This window comes from Ensifer sp. (assembly GCF_031989085.1).
Taxonomy (GTDB): Bacteria; Pseudomonadota; Alphaproteobacteria; order Rhizobiales; family Rhizobiaceae; genus Ensifer.
This window is the reverse complement of sequence record NZ_DALZXU010000008.1, coordinates 1-19,338: the sequence shown is the minus strand read 5'-3', so window position 1 is coordinate 19,338 and position 19,338 is coordinate 1. Positions and strand designations below refer to the sequence as shown.

The following is a 19,338-nucleotide window of genomic DNA, read 5'->3' as shown; positions in this document are numbered from 1 at the left end:
CCATGAGCGAGACCTACGACTACATCATCATCGGCGCCGGATCGGCCGGCTGCGTGCTTGCCAACCGTCTTTCGGAAGATCCCGCAGTTAAGGTGCTGGTGCTCGAATATGGCGGCAGCGACAAGTCGATCTTCATCCAGATGCCGACGGCGCTGTCCATCCCGATGAACGGCACCAAGTACAACTGGAAATACATGACCCTGCCTGAACCCGGTCTCGACGGCCGGCAGGTTCACTGCCCGCGCGGAAAGGTCCTGGGCGGCTCCTCATCGATCAACGGGCTGGTCTACATGCGGGGGCACGCCCGCGATTTCGACGAGTGGGAGGAACTTGGCGCGCGTGGCTGGCGCTATGCCAATTGCCTGCCCTATTTCCAGCGCGCCGAGAGCTGGCAGGACGGGGGTGACGCCTATCGCGGCGCTTCCGGCCCGCTTGCGACCAATGCCGGCAACCGGATGCGCAACCCGCTCTACAAGGCTTTCGTCGATGCGGGCCACGAGGCGGGCTACATCACGACGCACGATCCGAACGGTCAAATGCAGGAAGGCTTCGGCCCCATGCACATGACCGTCAAGGACGGCGTGCGCTGGTCGACGGCCAATGCCTATCTGAAACCGGCGATGAGCCGGCCCAATCTCACCGTCGTTACCCATGCGATGACGCGGCGCGTGCTGCTGGAGGGCAAGCGCGCCGTCGGCGTCGAATATGAACAGGGCGGCGGGGAGCGGATCGTGGTGAAGGCGAGCCGCGAGGTGCTGATTTCCTCCGGCCCGATTGGGTCGCCGCACCTGCTGCAACGCTCAGGCATCGGCCCGGCCGCGGTGCTGCAAAAGGCGGGCGTCCAGGTGCTGCACGACCTGCCCGGCGTCGGCGAGAACCTGCAGGATCACTCCGAGGTCTACATCCAGTACGCCTGCAAGGAGCCGATCACGCTCAATGGCAAGATGGGCCTTCTGAGCAAAGCCCTGATCGGTGCCGAATGGCTGCTTTTCAAGAAGGGGCTTTCTGTCTCCAACCATTTCGAGAGCGGCGGCTTCATTCGCTCCGACGCGTCCCTCCAGTGGCCGGACATCCAGTTCCACTTCCTGCCGGCGGCGATGCGCTATGACGGCAAGAAGCCGCTCGACGGCCATGGTTTCATGGTGTTGACGGGACCGAACAAGCCGAAGAGCCGCGGCTATGTGCGGCTGCGCTCGCCCGAAGCGCACGAGCAGCCGGACATTCTCTTCAACTACCTCGATCGCGAGGAGGACCGCGAAGGCTTCCGCCGCTGCCTGCGACTGACACGCGAGATTGTCGCCCAGCCGGCCTTCGACCGCTTCCGTGGCGACGAAATCGCCCCGGGGACGAATGTTCGCACGGATGACGAGATCGACGCCTGGGTGCGCGAAACCATGGAAAGCACCTACCACCCCTGTGGCTCCTGCCGCATGGGCGAGGACGAGATGGCCGTCGTCGACAGCGAGCTGCGGGTGCGCGGCATCGCCGGTCTGCGGGTCATCGACAGCTCCGTCTTCCCGGCAGAGCCGAACGCCAACCTCAACGCGCCGACGATCATGCTCGCCGAGCGTGGCTCGGACCTGGTGCGCGGCAGGCCGCTGCTTGCCGCCTCCAACGCGCAGGTCGGCATCGCGCCCGGCGTCGGCGTCACCCAGCGTAGCGGCAAGCCGCTGCGGGCGCTGCGGCACTGAGGCCGCCTGCGATGGTGCGCGGCATCGGCTACATCGTCGCCCGGCGTGATCCCGATGATCCCGAGGAGCCGCGCAATTGGGCGCTCTTGATAGAGACGTTCTTGCGCGGCTTGTTCGCCCGCCTTGCGGGCGGGCACCCCTTGCCGCGTCGACGCCGGGCTCAACGCCGCGACAGCGCCTCGGCGAAGCGGCCGAGATAGGAGCGCATGCGCTCCGCCGGCACGCCGGCATAACCGAGGATGAGTGCACCCGGCCTTTGGGTTGCAATGACATAGTCGGAGAGCGGGTAGCATTGCAGGCCCGCCTCCAGCACATCGCGCTGGACGGCCCGGTCATCGCGCCCGTTCGCAAGCCAGGCGAGCGCGTTGAGGCCGCTTTCGGAACAGTCGATCCGGGCGAGCCCCGCAAGAGCAGTCTGTCCCGCCTCGAGAAAAGCGCTGCGCCGCTCGCCATAAAGGCCGCGCATGCGCCGCAGGTGGCTGGCGAAATGCCCGCCACCGATAAATTCAGCGAGGGCAAGCTGCGTCTCGACCGGCACGCTGCGGTGGATCAGGCCAGAAAGCGTGCGAAACGTCTCGACGAGTGGCAACGGCAACACGAGATAGCCGACGCGGATGCCGGGATAGAGCGCCTTGCTGAAACTGCCCGCATAGATCACCCGTCCATGGCTGTCGATCGAGCGTATCGAGGGGAGGGGCGCGCCGTCGTAGCGAAACTCGCTGTCATAGTCGTCCTCGATGATCCAGCTGTCGTTCGCGCGTGCCCATTCGAGAAGGGCAAGCCGGCGCGGCAGAGAGAGCGTGACGCCGAGCGGGTGATGGCGCGACGGCATGACGAAGGCGAGCCGCGCGCCGGGGTGGCATGCAATCGCGCCGGGGACGTCCATTCCGTCGGCATCGACATCGGCGAGGCAGAGATTGAGGCCGAGCGTGCGGAAAAGGTTGGAGGTGGTGACCGGGCCCGGATCTTCGAACCAGACACCGTCGCCCGGATCGGCCAGCGCCAGCGCGGCAAGCGTGAAGGCGGCGTGTCCGCCGGGTGTAATGACGATCTGTTCGGGATCGCAGGGATCGCGCCGGTGCAAGGCGAGGTATTCTGCGATCCGCTGACGCAGAACGAGCTCTCCCGCGACATCGCCGTAGCCCATGCCGACCTTGCCGCCACGGGCTGCCGCGTTCCAGCATTTGCGCCAGATTGCGAACGGAAACTGGTCGAACGCCGGCTGGTTGGGCAGGAAGGGTTTGGGTTCGACGCGGCCGATCTCCGCCGAAACGCCGCGCGACAGGGCGCCGATCCGCGACAGCCGGGGCGATGCATCGTCATCTGCCTGCGCCGATCGTGCCGGTTTCGGTCGAAGAGGCAGGGCGGCCGAAACATAGGTGCCGGCTCCCTGCCGCGCCTCGAGATAGCCCTCCGCTTTCAGATTTTCCAGCACACGTATGAGCGTCTGGCGCGACAGGCCCAGCTCTTCGGCAAGAATGCGACTTGCCGGCAAACGCGTGCCGGCGCGCAAGTGCCCCTGCAGGATCGCCGTGCGCAGCTGGTCCTGCACCTGCCTGAATTTCGGCAGGGCGATGCCCGCGTCCAGGCGAAGGAAGGGCAGGATGGGGCCCTCGAGCTGTTTGGCCAAGGCTAATCTCCAGAATTGGTACAGTCGAATGCATGATAATGGACGTTTGGTTGTTGTCCAATTGTTACATGCTCCGTCTACACGAAACGCACCGATGCCGCCCCGATGGATGCAGACAGAGTGCGGGGGAACCGGAGTGCAGCGAACCCGATTGCGGCCGACTGCCGATTAACGACTGCAAGCCAACGCTCAACGGCCGTCACCGACGGCAAACAGGAGGACTTCATGAAGACGCGCCTATCTTACTCCGCCCGCTCGGTTTTCGTCTCCACGCTTGCCATCGCAGCCGCGCTGCCGAGCCTTGCGCGCGCAGAAGCGCCGCAGGCCCTCGTCGATGCCGCCACGAAGGAAGGCATGCTCACCGTCATCGCCCTGCCGCACGACTGGTGCAATTACGGCGAGGTCATCGAAAGCTTCAAGGCGAAGTATCCGGGCATCACCGTCAACGAGCTCAATCCGGATGCCGGTACGGCCGACGAGCTGGAGGCCATCCGCTCCAACAAGGGCAACACGGGCTCGCAGGCGCCCGACGTCGTCGATCTTGGCCTTGCCTTTGCGCCTGCGGCCAGGAAGGAAGGCCTGTTGCAGCCCTACAAGGTGGCGACCTGGGGCGAGATCCCGGACAACATCAAGGATGCGGACGGCTATTGGTACGGCGACTACTATGGCGTCATGGCCTTCGGCATCAACAAGGACCTGGTCCAGACCTCGCCGGCCGACTGGTCCGACCTGACCAAGGCGGAATACGCCGGTTCCGTCGCGCTCACGGGCGATCCGCGCTCATCGGCCCAGGCGATCCTGGCGCTGATGTCGGCGGGCATTTCGCGCGGCGCGGAGCCGGGAGCCCAATCCGGCGCCAAGGGCCTGGAGCTTTTCGCGGAACTGAACAAGGCCGGCAATTTCGTGCCGGTGCTCGGCAAGGCCGGCACGATCGCGCAGGGCCAGACGCCGATCATCGCCGCCTGGGACTACAACCTGCTCGCCTGGCGCGATGCCCTCAACGGCAACCCGCCGATGGATGTCATCGTCCCGGCGAGCGGCGTCGTCGCCGGCGTCTATGTCCAGGCGATCTCGGCTTACGCCCCGCACCCGAACGCCGCCAAGCTCTGGATGGAATATCTCTATTCCGACGAGGGCCAGACCGGCTGGCTGAAGGGCTACTGCCACCCGGCGCGTTTCAACGCCATGCTCAAGGCCGGAAAATTCCCGCAGGAACTGCTCGACAAGCTGCCGCCGGCTGAAGCCTACGAAAAGGCGATCTTTCCGACCGTCGAGGCACTGGATGCCAACAAGGGCGCCATTGTCGAAGGTTGGGACAAGGTGGTCGGCGCCAACGTGAAGTAAGCCCATCCGTCCGCAGGCCTTGGGTTTTTCTCGAGGCCTGCGGACACAACGCTCCCAGGAAACAATCCGATGACGACAAGCGCCGCTCTCCTGCCGGCGGCCTTGCGGCCGCGGCAGTTCCTCAACTGGCTCGGGGTCGCTCCGTTCTTCCTCTTTGCCACGCTGTTCCTGATCTTGCCGACGCTCAATATCGTCATCGGCGCATTCCGTAATCCGCAAGGACAGGTGACGCTCGACAATCTTGGCAAGCTCCTGTCACCTTCCATCCGATCCGCCTTCTGGATCTCGATCGAACTCAGCCTGCTGACGGCGGCGCTCGGCTGTTTTTTCGGCTTCCTCATTGCTGCCGCGATCACACTCGGCGACCTTCCGCGCTGGCTTCGTAACGGCATCCTTACCTTTTCGGGTGTCGCCTCGAATTTCGCCGGCGTGCCGCTCGCCTTCGCCTTCATTGCCACGCTCGGCCGGCTCGGCTTCGTCACGATGCTGCTGCGCAACTGGTTCGGCATCAATCTCTACGGCTCCGGCTTCAGCATCGTCTCCTTTCTGGGGCTGGCGCTCACCTATCTCTATTTCCAGATCCCGCTGATGGTGCTGATCATCACGCCTGCGCTGGAGGGCTTGCGCCGCGAATGGCGGGAGGCGGCAGAAAGCCTCGGTGCCAGCGGGGCGCAATACTGGCGGATGGTGGCGCTGCCGGTTCTGTGGCCTTCGCTGCTCGGCACGCTTGCGCTGCTCTTTGCCAACGCCTTTGGAGCGGTTGCCACCGCCATCGCGCTCACCGGCTCCTCGCTCTCCATCGCGCCGATCGTGCTGTTCGCGCAGATCCGCGGCGACGTGCTCAACGATCCGCATCTCGGCTATGCCATCGCCTTCGGGATGATCCTTCTGACCGCGATCGCCAACACCATTTACATCTTCTTGCGCATGCGCGCCGAACGGTGGGTCAAATGACGAGAAAGCGCCTCTGGTCCTGGTTTGCCGTCGCACTCGGCGGTCTCTATTTCCTGTTGCCGCTCGCCGGCATGGTCGATTTCTCGATGCGCATGAAGCGGGGCGAGTACAGTTTCGAAGCGTACCGGATCGTGCTCGCCGATCCGCAGTTCCAGCAGACCTTCGGCTATTCGGTCCTGCTCGCCCTCTTGACCATCGTGCTCGGTATCCTCCTTGTCGTGCCGACGGCCTATTTCGTGCGGCTCAGGCTTCCCGGACTGCGACCGATCATCGAATTCATCACGCTTCTGCCGCTGGTCATTCCGCCCATCGTCATCGTCTTCGGATACATCCGCATCTACAACACCTCCTCGGTCCTGCCGCTCACGGGGACCTGGTGGGGCACCAATCTCCTTTTGCTGTTCGGCTATGCGACGCTGGCGCTGCCCTACATGTATCGGTCGGTGGATACGGGCCTGCGCACCATCGATATCGCCAGCCTCACCGAGGCGGCGCAGTCGCTCGGTGCCGGTTGGGCGCGGATCCTTGCCGTGGTCATCCTGCCGAATGTCTTCGTCTCGGTGCTGTCGGGCGCGTTCCTGACGCTTGCGATCGTCATTGGCGAATATGTCTTCGCCGCGCTGTTGAACGTCAACTCTTTCGGCCCCTACATGGTCTGGATGGGCGGCAACCGGGCCTATGAGCCTTCGGCGCTTGCCGTCGTCGCCTTCGCCATCACCTGGGCCTGCATGGGGCTGATCCAGATCGTCACCCGCTTTTCCAGATTTTCCACCGTGAGACGCTGACCATGGCCTATCTCGACATTCACCACCTGCAAAAGTCCTTCGGCGCGCACCGCGTCGTGAAAGACTTCACCCTCGGCATCGAAAAAGGCGAATTCGTCTCGTTTCTCGGCCCGTCCGGTTGCGGCAAGACGACGGTGCTGCGAATGGTGGCCGGCTTCGAGACGCCGACATTGGGCACGATCCGCATCGGCGACCGCGACGTGACCGGCCTTCCCGCCAACCGGCGCAAGATCGGCATGGTCTTCCAGGCCTATGCGCTTTTTCCCAACCTGACGGTTGAGGAAAACATCGGTTTCGGACTCAAGGTGGCCGGCGAAGGCAAGGCTGCGATCGCCAGGCGCGTGGGGGAAGTGCTGGAACTGATCGGCCTGGCGCAACTTGGCAGCCGCTACCCCTTCCAGCTCTCTGGTGGCCAGCAGCAGCGCGTGGCGCTCGCGCGGGCACTTGCGCCGCGCCCGCAGGTGTTGCTGCTCGACGAACCGCTTTCGGCACTCGATGCAAAGATCCGCGTCAGCCTGCGCGAGGAGATCCGCCGTATCCAGCAGGAACTTGGCATCACCACGATCTTCGTCACGCACGATCAGGAAGAGGCGCTGTCGATATCGGACCGCATCGTAGTCATGCATCAGGGCATTGCCGACCAGGTCGGCACGCCCTTCGAAATTTACAATCGCCCGGCGACGCGCTTCGTGGCGGAGTTCGTCGGAACGCTCAATCTCGTCGATGCCGACGTGGTCGATGCGGCGAGCGGCAGGGTGCGGGTGGGGGAGGTTGCCGTTGCGCTGAACCGCCCGTTGGTTGCTCGCGCCGGCGAGCGCATCAGCCTGGCTTTGCGACCGGAGACGGTGTCGCTCGGGCGCACCGAAGGACGCGATGTCGTGCTTTCGGGTCGCATCGCCGAGGTGCATTTCCTCGGGTCGGTGATCCGAATTAGTGTCGCGGTCGGCGGCCAGATCCTGTCCCTCGACACGTTCAATCAGCCCGACCGGCCACCGCCGGCCGTCGGCGCCCCGGTCGAGGTCAGCATCGCGCGTAGCGACCTTCTCGTGGTCGCTGCCTGATGGTCAGCGCATCGTAATCTTCAAGGAGGAGCCGGCATCGTGACGGATATGCGATGGGGTCATGGATCGCCCCCTGACTGGCGGGCAAGAATAGCGGCGCTTTCTTCGGAGAAGCGCGGCGCGCTCGCCGCGCGGGCGCGCGCAGCGCCCCTCTTTGCCCATGCCTATGCTTTCCATCTCAACATGCGTTTCGGAGGCATGGCACCGCTCGACCTTGCCGAATTCGCATCGGCGCAAGGTCTGTCCGGCCTCAAGCTGCATGTCGATGATGGGGAAGGGTCGAGCCTTGGCCGGATGGGCGACGGCGCGCTTGCCGTCTTCGCCGATCAGGTGAGGGCGCGGGGGCTGGAACTCCATGTCGAAACCAGCACCACCGAGGCGTCAGGTCTTTCCGACGCGGTGCGTATCGCCCTTGCCGCAGGCGCGACCTCCCTGCGCTGCTATCCGCGCTACGAGGGGCGGGTGTCGCAGATCATCGCCTGGACCATCGCCGATCTCAGGCGCCTGGCCGAATTCGATCCGCAGGGCCGGTTGCGTTACACGCTGGAACAGCACGAAGACCTGAAATCCGAAGAACTCGTCCGTATCATCGAGGCCGTCGACAATCCGCGCCTCGGCCTGCTGTTCGACTTCGGCAACATGATCAACGCCTATGAATTGCCCATGCCGGCCCTTGCGCTGCAGGCGCCGCATATCACCGAAGCGCATGTCAAGGATTGCCTGGTGCAGCCGGATCGCGGCGGCTGGGCCCATCTCGCCTGCCTGTCCAACGAAGGTCACCTGCCGCTCGAGGCGATGTTCGTGGAACTGCTGCTGCTCGGCGAGGACCGGCCGCAGGTCGTCTCCTTCGGGCTTGAGGAGGAGGAAGGCTACTTCGCGCCCGCCCTGCGCTTCCCTGCGGAGGCGGCCGATCCCTTCATTCCCGCCCGCTCCGCCAGTTTTACCGATCTGGGCGACGGCGATCTTGCGGCGCGCCTGTGGCGGGAGGCGGCGGTCGCCCGTCAGCAGGTCAAAACCATCAGGGCGATGCTCGAGGAGATCGCCGCCGAAGCCGAAGGTGTCAAAGCATGACCGAAGCCGTTTCCTGTCCTCCAGCCTTTCTCGCCCTTGCCCATGCCATGGCGGATGCCGCCGCCGAAACGATCCGTCCCTGGTTCCGCAAGCGTATCGCCGTCGACGCCAAGGCCGATGCCAGCCCGGTGACCATCGCCGATCGCGATGCCGAAACGGTCATGCGCCGGATGATCGAGGCTGCATTTCCGCAGCACGGCATCCGGGGCGAGGAATTCGGCGCCTGCCGGACCGATGCCGAATGGGTCTGGGTGCTCGACCCTATCGACGGCACGAAGTCCTTCCTCTCAGGCTCGCTGGCCTTCGGCACGCAGATCGCGCTGCTTCATCGCGGCAAACCCGTTCTCGGCCTGATCAACCAGCCAATCACCGGCGAGCGCTGGCTTGCCAGCGGCAGCAGAGCGACTCTCGATCGAGAGCCGATCCGCACCAGCGAGAAAACCCGGCTCGACGAAGCCATTCTTTACACCTCCGCCCTCGAACAATTCGATCACGCGCGCCATACCCGCTTTGAGGCACTTGCCGCAAAGGTCCGCTTCACCCGCTTTTCGCACGATTGCTACGCCGCGGGCCTGCTGGCCCTCGGTGGCATCGACCTTCTCCTCGAGAGCAACGTGTTCGACTATGACATCCTCCCGCAACTCCCGATCATAGAAGCCGCAGGCGGTATCGTCACCGACTGGGATGGGCGGCCGCTTGTCGACGCGTCGCGCTATGACGCCGTTCTCATGGCGGCGAACAAGGAACTTCATCGGGCAGCGTTGGAAGCGCTGCGCCGAGATTGACAGCCGGGACTGACGGCAGGTGCAGGCATCTGTTCGTGCGAGGTTTCCATGGCGGTGGCTCAGTCTTGCGTGGTGGCGGAGAAGGAGCGCGCGCCGGATCTGCCCAGCCGCGGCGTCGCGCTTCGCAAGGTCGTGCCGGCGCCACGATGAACCTCTTTCGGCGACTAGCAATTCGGTGCTCTGCGGTCGACCTTCGTGACGGGTAGGCCTGGCAGAGGCGAGGATTTCCGCTGGACGTAAAGTTGCCAGGGTGTTCAGATTGCACCGGGCGGCGGAGCTCGCGGTGGGCGGGCCATGCTCTGCGGGTGGGACAAGACATTGGTCGCGACCACAAGCACACAGCCGTAAGAGGGCAAGTCATGGTGCAGATGCCGCATGCCGAACCGTCCTCCCGCTCGACTGCGGGTACTCTGCGCCCTGATGTGATCGCGGGTCTGACCGCCGCGGCGGTGGTGTTGCCGAAGGCCATGGCTTACGCGACGGTTGCCGGCCTTCCTGTGAGCGTCGGGCTCTACACCGCCTTCGTGCCGATGATTGTCTATGCCCTGCTCGGGACATCTCGGGTGCTCAGCGTCAGTTCGACGACCACCCTTGCGATCTTGACCGCGAGCCAGCTTGCGCTTGTCGTGCCGGATGGAGATGCCGGGCGATTGATCACGGCGACGGCCACGCTTGCGGCGCTTACCGGAGTGCTCTTGATTGCAGCGTCACTCCTGCGACTGGGCTTCGTGGCCAACTTCATTTCGTCGCCGGTGCTGACCGGTTTCAAGGCCGGGATCGGCCTGGTCATCGTGCTCGACCAGGTGCCGAAGTTGTTCGGGATCCACTTCGACAAGGAGGGCTTCTTCCGGGATATCCTGAACGTCGTCCACCATCTGCCCGAAACGTCTCTCATCACATTTGCGGTTGGGGTGACGGCGCTGGTGTCCCTCTTGCTCCTGGAAAAGCGTTGGCCGCACTCGCCCGCTCCGCTCGCCATCGTGGCGGCGGGGATCGCCGTTTCCTGGCTCGCCGGACTTGGGCAGGCCGGCGTTGCAACGGTCGGACACATTCCGCAGGCTCTGCCGTCGCTGGTGCTGCCGGATCTAAATCTGATCCTGCAGCTCGTTCCGGGCGCCTGTGGCATCGCGCTGATGAGTTTCACCGAGACGATTGCGGCCGGACGTGCCTTCGCCGTCGCGGGTGAGCCGCCCATCCACCCAAATCGCGAACTCGTGGCAACGGGTGCTGCAAACCTCGCTGGCGGGCTCTTCGGTGCGATGCCGGCAGGCGGCGGCACATCGCAGACGGCGGTCGTGCGTGCCGTCGGTGGACGCACGCAGAAGGCGTCGCTGGTGACCGCCGGGGCCGCGGCGGCGACGATGCTCGTTCTTGCGCCGTTGCTCGGGCTCTTGCCGCAGGCCGTGCTTGCGGCCATCGTCATCGTCTACTCCGTCGGGCTTATCAAGCCGTCAGAGTTCGCCTCCATCCGCAAGGTTCGCCGGATGGAGTTTCGCTGGGCGCTAGCCGCCTTCCTCGGCGTGCTCCTGTTCGGCACGCTCCAGGGCATCCTCGTCGCCATCATCCTTTCGCTTGTCGGCCTCTCCAGCCAGGCGGCCAACCCGCGCATCCATGTGGTCGGGCGCAAACGCGGTGAAGATGTGCTGCGTCCGCTTTCGGCAGAGCACCCCGACGACGAGACGTTCGAAGGTCTGCTGATCCTGCGCCCGGAGGGCAGGCTCTTCTTCGTCAACGCCCAGCAGGTGGGCGACCGTATTCGTTCACTGGCCAACGAACACAAGCCGCGCGTTCTGATGCTCGACCTCAGTCGTGTTGTCGATATCGAGTATTCGGCGCTTCAGATGATCATGGATGGCGAGCGCAGCCTGGCGCGAGCGGGCGTCGAGCTGTGGCTTGCAGGCCTCAATCCGGATGTACTCGCCTATATCAGGGCGTCAGGGTTTGCCGATCAGCTCGGCCCGGGCCGCATGTTTTCCAACACCCGCGCGGGCATCCGCCATCATCAGAATAGCCATGTCGCCGCGCCGTCGCAGCCGGCAACGGCCGCGATCTGACGCCTCGCAACGACGTTTACCCGATCCCGATACAATCCGTTTGCGTGCGAAACATCGCCGTCTGTCCATGGAGGTACCCGGCCCACGCGATCCACGATCGTGTGCAGGAAGTAAAAACAGAACAGTTTTGGCTCGACGTTCTAGCAGTAAAACAAAAATCTCATTCTTTCCGGATGTTGTCGGACTTTTTGAAGGTGTCGGATATCATAGTATTTTACTGTAAATAACACCTTGAAACGAGTGTGTAAGGGTGTATTCTCGCTAAAATGGCGATGAGCATTTAGTCAGATCTGGTTCCCGATTTTCGAGTAATGGGGCAAACACTATGGTTGACTGGTTCGTAAATACGCTTCGAACTTATCCCGAAATTGCAATATTTCTCTCACTGGCGCTTGGGTACTACTTCGGATCGTTCACCTACAAGGGCCTCGGCCTAGGTGCGGTAACGGCGACGCTGATCGCTGCCGTGATCATCGGCCAGCTCGGGATCACCATTTCGCCACCGCTCAAGGCCACGTTCTTTCTGATGTTCCTGTTCGCGATCGGCTATGGCGTCGGGCCTCAATTCGTCCGGGGCATCGCCAAGGATGGCTTGCCGCAGGCGTTGTTCGCTGCGGTCGTGTGCGTCTTCTGCCTTGGGGCGCCCTACATTGCCGCCAAGATAGCCGGTTACGATGTCGGCTCGGCACTGGGGCTCTATGCCGGTTCGCAGACGATCTCGGCGTCGATGGGATTGGGAACGGATGCCATCAACCGCCTTGGCCTCGCACCGGAAGAAACCAAGCGTCTTCTCGACGCCATGCCGGTCGCCTATGCCGTCACCTATATTTTCGGCACGATCGGATCGGCAATCGTGCTGGCGTTGATCGGTCCTGCGCTGATGGGTATCGACCTTGAGGCCGAATGCAAACGCTACGAGGCGGAGCAGGGCGGCAAGAAGGAAGTGGGCGGCGCCGGAACTGCCTGGCATCACTACGAGCTGCGCGCCTACCGCGTGCGCGAGGGCGGGCCGGTCGTCGGCAAGACGGCGCATGAAGCCGAGTCCATGATCCCGGAGCAGCGGATCTTCATCGAGCGTATTCGTCGCGGCGGAAAGATCGAGGATGCAACGGCCAACACCGTGATCCAGGCAGGCGATATCGTTGCCGTGGCCGGCCGGCGCGAAGTGCTGGTCAGCCTGATCGGTCATGCGGCCGAGGAAGTCGACGACCGCGAGTTGCTGGCCGTGCCGGTCGAGGGGGTCGATGTCCTTGTCACGACCAAGGAAGCGAACGGCAAGACGCTGGCGGAGCTGGCACAATGGCCAACGTCCCGCGGCGTGTTCCTGCGCCGGATTGCCCGGGGTGCCACGGCGACGGAAATCCCGATCCTTCCAAACACGCAGATCCACCGTGGCGATATCCTGACCATCGTCGGGCGCACGCAGGACACCGCGGCTGCCGCCAAGGCCCTGGGCGTGGCCGACCGGCCGACCGACGTTGCCGATGTTGCCTTCATCGGGGCTGCGATCGCCATCGGTGCACTGATCGGCGCACTCGTCTACAAGGTCGGGGATGTGCCGTTTACGCTCTCCACGTCAGGGGGCGCGTTGATTTCCGGGCTGTTCTTCGGCTGGTTGCGATCCGTGCGGCCGAAATTCGGGCGCATACCGACCTCGACCGTCTGGTTCATGAATTCGGTCGGCCTCAATGTCTTCATTGCCGTGGTCGGGATCTCGTCAGGCCCGGGTTTCGTCGCCGGCCTGCAACAACTCGGCTTCAGCCTGTTTCTGTGGGGCATATTCGCAACGACCGTGCCGCTCATACTGGCAATGTATGTCGGGAAATATGTGTTCCGGTTCCATCCCGCCATTTTGCTCGGATGCTGCTCCGGCGCACGCACGACGACCGCGTCGCTCGGCATGATCAACGATCGCGCCAAGAGCCAGATCCCCGGGCTCGGCTATACCGTGACCTATGCCGTCGGCAACACCTTGCTGACGATCTGGGGCATGGTGCTTGTGATGATGATGACCTAGGGCACGTCCAGGGCAGGCCCCGAGGGGGACGGTCCCCTCGGAATGCGCATAAAAGCAGACAGATAGACAGTCCGTGCAGGTCCGATCCATTCGGAAACGTTCTGGCGGCCCCGTTTCGAGGCAGCGGGGATCGTCTTTCTGCGCGCGGAGAAAACAGATGTTCAGCGCGGTCTTTGCGACCGGAATTCTAGCTGCCGCCTAGCGAGAACCAAGCATCGGTGGCAGCGGGCAGCCCTTTCAAAACTGTATTGGGAGCGCGTTATGTCGAACGAGACCGCACATGTTGATCAGTTTCTGCTCATCCATTCCGCACGTGCAGACAATTGGCGCGAGATCACCACGCTCGCCGATGCCTGGGCCGCGAAACGTGGCGAGCGGGCGACGCTGGAAGCGGCGATCGCCGCGGTCAAACCGGCCGAGGAGTACCACGCATATCCGGGCGGGCGATTGCTGTCGGCGCTGTCGGAGCGCATCGCCACCGATGATGCCGGCGGCGCCGCGAAGCTCGCGCGGCGCATCTCGAACGGGTTGCTGACCCACTCTTATCGCGGCCGTCCGAGCGAGTGGGACGTGCACGAGGAGATGCCGGCGAGCGAAGTGACGGACATCATGCCCCCGGGAACCGGCGAGCCGGGCGGGCGGCGACCGTATTTCGAAGTGCTTTACGTCAACAGCCAGCCGGCGGCGCGCTGGGAAGCCTTCGCAGCCGAGATCCGCAGGCTGCGCCGACCGGAGGATGGCTTCATCTATGAGCCTGTTCTGGTGGGTTCGTTCGAGGATGCCTTCTGCGCGGCCGCGTTGAACCCCGCCATCATTGCCGTCGTGCTCGCCGAGGGATTTCCGTACCGCTCGCGCCACGACGCGCCGGTGCTTCGCTCGGTGCTCGATCCGCTCGGAGAGGCCGAGGGACCAGATATGTCTGCGCTGCGCCTCGCGCGTGGCTTGAAGCAGATCCGGCCGGAACTCGACGTCTATCTGCTATCGGACCGCCAGGTCGAAAAGATCGCCGGCGACCCGACGGCCGATGCCGTCAGGCGCGTGTTCTATGCCGTCGAGGAACCGCTGGAGCTGCACCTCGCCATCCTTGAAGGCGTGCAGGCGCGCTATGAAACGCCCTTCTTCGACAATCTGAAGAAATACGCGCGCCGGCCGATCGGCACATTCCATGCATTGCCGATTGCCCGCGGCAAGTCCGTCTTCAAGTCGGACTGGATCCGCGACATGGGGGAATTCTATGGTCTCAACCTGTTCCTGGCGGAAAGCAGTGCGACCACGGGCGGCCTCGACAGCCTGCTGGAGCCAACCGGCACCATCAAGCGCTCCCAGGAGCTGGCTGCCCGGGCGTTTGGCGCCGATCACGTCTTCTTCGTGACCAACGGCACGTCCACCTCCAACAAGATGGCCGTGCAGGCGTTGCTGGCGCCGGGCGATATCGCTGTGGTCGATCGCAACTGCCACAAGTCGCACCACTACGGCATGGTCCTGACAGGCGCCCAACCCTACTACGTCGAAGCGTTTCCGATGACGGAGTACTCGATGTATGGCGCCGTGCCGCTTGCGACGATCAAGCGCGCGTTGCTGGCGCTGAGGGCCGAAGGACGCCTCGACCGACTGAAACTGCTCGACCTAACCAACTGCACGTTCGACGGCCATATGTACAATGTCCGGCGGGTGATGGAGGAATGCCTTGCCATCAAGCCGGACCTCATCTTCCTCTGGGACGAGGCGTGGTCGGGATTTGCCCGGTTTTCGCCCTTCCTGCGGCCGCGCACCGCCATGGGGGCGGCGGCGGATATCGAGGACTGGCTGCGCGATCCGGCCTCGGTCAGCGCCTATGAGAAGCAGCGCGCCGAGCTCGGCAAGGACCCTTCCGACAAAGCTCTGCTCGCCGCTCGCCTGATCCCCGATCCGCGTCTTGTGCGCCTGCGGGTCTACCAGACCAATTCCACCCACAAATCCATGTCGGCGATCCGCCAGGGCTCCATGCTTTTGGTCAAGGACGTCGATTTTCACGATGTCGAGGCGCAGTTCCACGAGGCGGTCTTCACCCACGCCTCGACCAGCCCGAACCAGCAGCTGATCGCCAGCCTGGATGTCGCACGCCGGCAGATGGAGCTCGACGGCTACGGCCTGGTGATGAACGCGATCGAGATCGCCCTGAAGATCCGCAGGGCGATCAACGAACACCCGCTGATCTCGAAATACTTCCGTGTGCTTGGCGCCGATCAGATGATCCCGGCGCAGTATCGCCAGTCCGGATTCCAGGACTACCTGGCGCCCGGCTCCACCTGGGCAACCGCCGTCAAGGCGATGAAGGAGGACGAGTTCTACCTCGATCCCACCCGCATGACGCTGGTCTGCGGCACGGCCGGTTTCGACGGGACGCAGTTCAAGGGGCTGCTCGCCAACGAGTACGATATCCAGCTGAACAAGACGTCGCGCAACAGCGTGCTGCTGCAATCCAACATCAACAACACCCGCAGCGATATTGCGCACCTCGTTCGCGTCCTGGTCGAGATCTGCCACGATATCGAGAAGCGGCTTGCCGACGGCGGGGACGAAGAGCGCGCTTCGTTTGCTGCGCGGGTAAAGTCGCTGATGACCGACGTGCCGGATCTTCCGAATTTCAGCCACTTCCATGAGCAGTATCGCGGCGATGCGGGCCGGACGACGCCGGAGGGCGATATGCGTGCCGCCTTCTTCCACGCCTACGACGCATCGGTGTGCGAATACGTGCCGCTTAACGGCGCCGAGTGCGACAAGAGGCTGAAGCAGGGGCCGGAAATGGTCTCGGCCAACTTCGTCATTCCCTATCCGCCCGGTTTCCCGATCATGGTGCCGGGTCAGGTGTTGACGCAGGAAACGATCGACTTCATGCGCAAGCTCGATGTGAAGGAGATCCATGGCTACGAGAAGGCGCGCGGCCTGAAGCTGGTCAAGCCCGACGCCGTCGCCGCCAAGGCGAAGCGTCAGTCAAAGGCGAAGTAGCGCCGGGATGTGGCGTTGCTCCCTTGCTTTGGCGGGGTATTGGTTTGGCAGTGCCTGCGTTTCCTTCGATGGACGCAGGTAACTGATGCGAGGAGGCGGCTGACCGAGGCGGCGTTCGTCAAAACGGTTTGCTCCGTCATCTCGGTTTTGCAGGCGCGTGGGCGGTGGGAGCGGACGCGACATAGCCTTTGATCTGGGCGAGGGGGACTGGTCGGGAGATGATTTGGGTCGAGCAATTTCTGATCAAATATCCCGAGCTTGCGGTCTTCCTTGCAATCAGCATCGGATACCTGATCGGCGGCTTCAAGGTTGGTGGCTTCAGCCTGGGGCCGGTAACCGGCTCGCTGTTTGCCGGCATCCTGATCGGACAGTTTGCCGATGTCCCGATTGCCGGCATGGCGAAATCGTTCCTGTTCCTGCTGTTTCTCTTCGGCATCGGCTACTCGGTCGGGCCGCAATTCCTGCAGGCATTGAAGCGCGACGGCATGAAACCGGTCGTGCTTGCGGTCGTCGTCTGTGTCACGGGCCTCTTCACGGCCGTCGTCGTTGCCAAATTCCTTGGTCTTGATCCGGGCTTTGCGGCCGGCCTCCTGTCGGGATCGCTGACCGAAAGCCCGGCGATGGGTACGGCAACGGAAGCGATCAATGCGCTGCCGTTGCCGGAGGCGGATCGCACGCGCTTCGTGGCGCATATCGCTGTCGCCGACGCGGTCTGCTACGTCTTCGGCGCGGTTGGCGTCATTCTCTTCTGCAGTGTCGTCGGCCCCCGGCTGCTTGGCATCGACCTCGTTGCCGAGGCGCTGAAGCTGGAGAAGGAATATGGCATTACGCGCAAGGCGGCTGGTGTTTCTTCCGCCTGGCACAGGTTCGAGATTCGCGCCTATCAGATCGCGGAAGGCGCGCCGGTCGCAGGCCAGTCGATCGCCGCCGCCGAGGCGGCGTTTCCGCAGCACAGGCTTTTCATTCAGCGCCTGCGCCGGGGCGGCACGATCATCGAGGCGGCCCCGGATGTGGTGATCAAGCCCGGTGACATCGTCGCGGTCTCAGGGACGAGAGAGGCGCTGGTCACTGTGCTTGGGCCGCGCGCCGAAGAGATCGAGGACCGCGAACTGCTCGATGTCCCGGTATCGATCTGCGATGTTCTGCTGACAAACCCTGATCTCAAGGGACAAAGCATCGCCGATCTCGCCAAGGAAAGCTGGACCCGCAGCGTTTATCTGCGCTCGCTTACGCGTGGGGGCCAGGATATTCCGATCGCGCCGGGGATCACGGTCGAACGCGGCGATATCCTGCGCCTTGTCGGGCCGGAGGCGGTCGTCTCGAAGGCCGCCGAGCGCGTCGGCGTCGTGGTCGCGCCGCCGGCGGCGACAGATTTTCTTGTGCTCGGCCTTGCAATTTTCCTCGGCGGCCTCGTCGGCGTTCTCGTCACATTTCCCATCGGCGACATGCGGATCTCGCTGAGCACGAGCGTTGGCACACTGCTTGCCGGGTTGGTGGTGGGGCACCTGCGCACGCGCTTCCCGCTGTTCGGCCGGATACCGGACGCTGCGGTATCGCTGATGACCTCGCTCGGTCTTGCCGCCTTCGTGGCGATGACCGGCCTTCACGCCGGCCCGGTGTTTGTCTCTGCCATCGCGGAGGCGGGGATCGGGCTTCTTTTCGGCGGTATGATCGTCACCATGATGCCGATGATCGTGGGCCTCTATTTCGGCCGCTATGTGCTTGGCATGAACCCGATCCTGCTGCTGGGCGGCCTCGCCGGAGCGCAGACGATGACAGCCGGCATGGCGGCCGTCCAGGACCGGTCCGGCAGCACTGTCGCCGTCCTTGGCTACACGCCTGCGGTCCCGATCGGCCATATCCTGCTGACGACCTGGGGCACTGTAATCGTCGGTATCGTCGCCGGATGAAAATCTGCGGGTTCCATCGGTCGGCGGCGACGCGCTGCACGAGGAGCATCGGACACACGTGCGACAGGGCGCCTTCGAGGGTGTCATGCTCTTGGCTGTCACGCTTGCAGCGTGGCTCAAACGGAGTGCGGGAAAGCTTTGGAGATTGTCGGTTGTCGCCGTTTCGTGTGTCCAGGGTCCGCATCGTGTATCAACTTCATTGCCAGCATCGAAACCCGTCAGACGATTGGAATGCGGGTATCAGATCTGCTGCCGCTGATGTGTCCGGCCGCCTCGCACGCGCAGATAGACTGATCACGAGCCGCGCCGGACCGACAAAGGCATTGTTGACGTAAAAAGGTATTTGGTATACCAAAACTTCAAGGGGTCGGGAGGACCTCTTTGAAGTTGGGAGGACCAAATGAAGAAATCCGTTTCACTCGCATGCATCATGGCAGCCGCATTCGGCGTTGCCGCTCCGGCATCGGCTTTCGAGCCCGACCGTCCGGTTGAGTTCATCGTCACGGCTGGCCCCGGCGGCGGCACGGACATCTTCGCCCGCACGATCCAGGCGATCATCGGCAAGTACGAACTGATGAAGGCGCCAGTCGTCGTCACCAACAAGGGCAGCGCCGGCGGCGCCGAAGGCTTCGTGTACGCGGCGACCAACAAGGGCGACGCCTACAAGCTCGCATTCGGTACCAACAACGCCTACCTTCTGCCGGTTCGCGCCAAGGTGCCTTACAAGGCTGAAGACCTGACCCCGGTTGCAGCGCTCGCCTCCGACGAATTCGTTCTCTGGGTCAACGGCAAGGAAGAATTCAACACCGCGGCGGAGTTCGTCAGCAAGGCCAAGGAAACGCCCGACGCCATGAAGGTTGGCGGCAGCCAGTCGAAGGACGTCGACCACATTCTGACCGTGATGATCAATGAGGCGACGGGATCGAAACTCGGATATATCCCCTTCAAGAGCGGCGGCGAGGCCGTTGTGCAACTGGCGGGCCGGCACGTGGCCGCCAACGTCAACAACCCGAGCGAGAACCTCGGCCAGTGGCAGGCCGGCATGGTC

Annotated in this window: 13 protein-coding genes; 12 read left to right on the top strand and 1 reads right to left on the bottom strand. The window is 63.6% G+C overall.

Annotated elements, in window-relative coordinates; all coding sequences use genetic code 11:
- Positions 1–2: 2 nt before the first annotated feature.
- Entirely contained in the window at positions 3–1,691 is a 1,689-nt protein-coding gene (gene betA, locus RTP54_RS24995) for a choline dehydrogenase (protein WP_312366267.1), read from the top strand.
- A gap of 160 nt (positions 1,692–1,851) precedes the next feature.
- On the opposite strand, the gene RTP54_RS24990 is transcribed toward betA, so the two are convergent.
- Positions 1,852–3,321, bottom strand: coding sequence for a PLP-dependent aminotransferase family protein (locus RTP54_RS24990; protein ID WP_312366265.1), 1,470 nt, complete (start codon positions 3,319–3,321; stop codon positions 1,852–1,854).
- A gap of 225 nt (positions 3,322–3,546) precedes the next feature.
- On the opposite strand from RTP54_RS24990, the gene RTP54_RS24985 reads away from it, so the two are divergent.
- The 11 genes from RTP54_RS24985 to RTP54_RS24935 all read left to right on the top strand — a co-directional run.
- Complete coding sequence (locus RTP54_RS24985) at positions 3,547–4,665, top strand: ABC transporter substrate-binding protein (RefSeq protein WP_312366264.1); 1,119 nt, start codon at positions 3,547–3,549, stop codon at positions 4,663–4,665.
- 69 nt (positions 4,666–4,734) lie between these two features.
- Entirely contained in the window at positions 4,735–5,619 is an 885-nt protein-coding gene (locus RTP54_RS24980; protein ID WP_312366262.1) for an ABC transporter permease subunit, read from the top strand.
- On the top strand, positions 5,616–6,404 hold the full coding sequence (locus RTP54_RS24975) for an ABC transporter permease subunit (RefSeq protein WP_312366260.1): 789 nt from the start codon (positions 5,616–5,618) through the stop codon (positions 6,402–6,404). The genes RTP54_RS24980 and RTP54_RS24975 overlap by 4 nt, the downstream gene beginning before the upstream one ends.
- Before the next feature lie 2 nt (positions 6,405–6,406).
- Positions 6,407–7,465 carry an ABC transporter ATP-binding protein gene (locus tag RTP54_RS24970; RefSeq protein WP_312366258.1) on the top strand — a complete coding sequence of 353 codons (1,059 nt, stop codon included), beginning with the start codon at positions 6,407–6,409 and terminating at the stop codon, positions 7,463–7,465.
- Between the two features lie 48 nt (positions 7,466–7,513).
- A complete protein-coding gene (locus RTP54_RS24965) occupies positions 7,514–8,536 on the top strand; it encodes a TIM barrel protein (RefSeq protein ID WP_312366600.1) in 1,023 nt (340 codons plus the stop codon).
- Positions 8,533–9,321, top strand: a complete 789-nt coding sequence (locus RTP54_RS24960) for an inositol monophosphatase family protein (protein WP_312366256.1) — start codon at positions 8,533–8,535, stop codon at positions 9,319–9,321. The genes RTP54_RS24965 and RTP54_RS24960 overlap by 4 nt, the downstream gene beginning before the upstream one ends.
- 359 nt (positions 9,322–9,680) lie before the next feature.
- The gene (locus RTP54_RS24955; RefSeq protein ID WP_409517211.1) at positions 9,681–11,375 is read left to right on the top strand and encodes a SulP family inorganic anion transporter; all 1,695 of its coding nucleotides are present in this window, start codon (positions 9,681–9,683) and stop codon (positions 11,373–11,375) included.
- A 325-nt stretch (positions 11,376–11,700) separates the two neighbouring features.
- Positions 11,701–13,392 (top strand): aspartate-alanine antiporter, encoded by a 1,692-nt coding sequence (aspT, locus tag RTP54_RS24950; protein ID WP_112812253.1) that lies wholly within the window; start codon positions 11,701–11,703, stop codon positions 13,390–13,392.
- 261 nt (positions 13,393–13,653) lie between these two features.
- Positions 13,654–16,380 (top strand): decarboxylase, encoded by a 2,727-nt coding sequence (locus RTP54_RS24945; protein ID WP_312366254.1) that lies wholly within the window; start codon positions 13,654–13,656, stop codon positions 16,378–16,380.
- Between the two features lie 218 nt (positions 16,381–16,598).
- Positions 16,599–18,290, top strand: a complete 1,692-nt coding sequence (aspT, locus tag RTP54_RS24940; RefSeq protein ID WP_112833496.1) for an aspartate-alanine antiporter — start codon at positions 16,599–16,601, stop codon at positions 18,288–18,290.
- 400 nt (positions 18,291–18,690) lie between these two features.
- On the top strand, positions 18,691–19,338 hold a 648-nt coding region (locus RTP54_RS24935; RefSeq protein WP_312366253.1), incomplete at its 3' end, for a tripartite tricarboxylate transporter substrate-binding protein.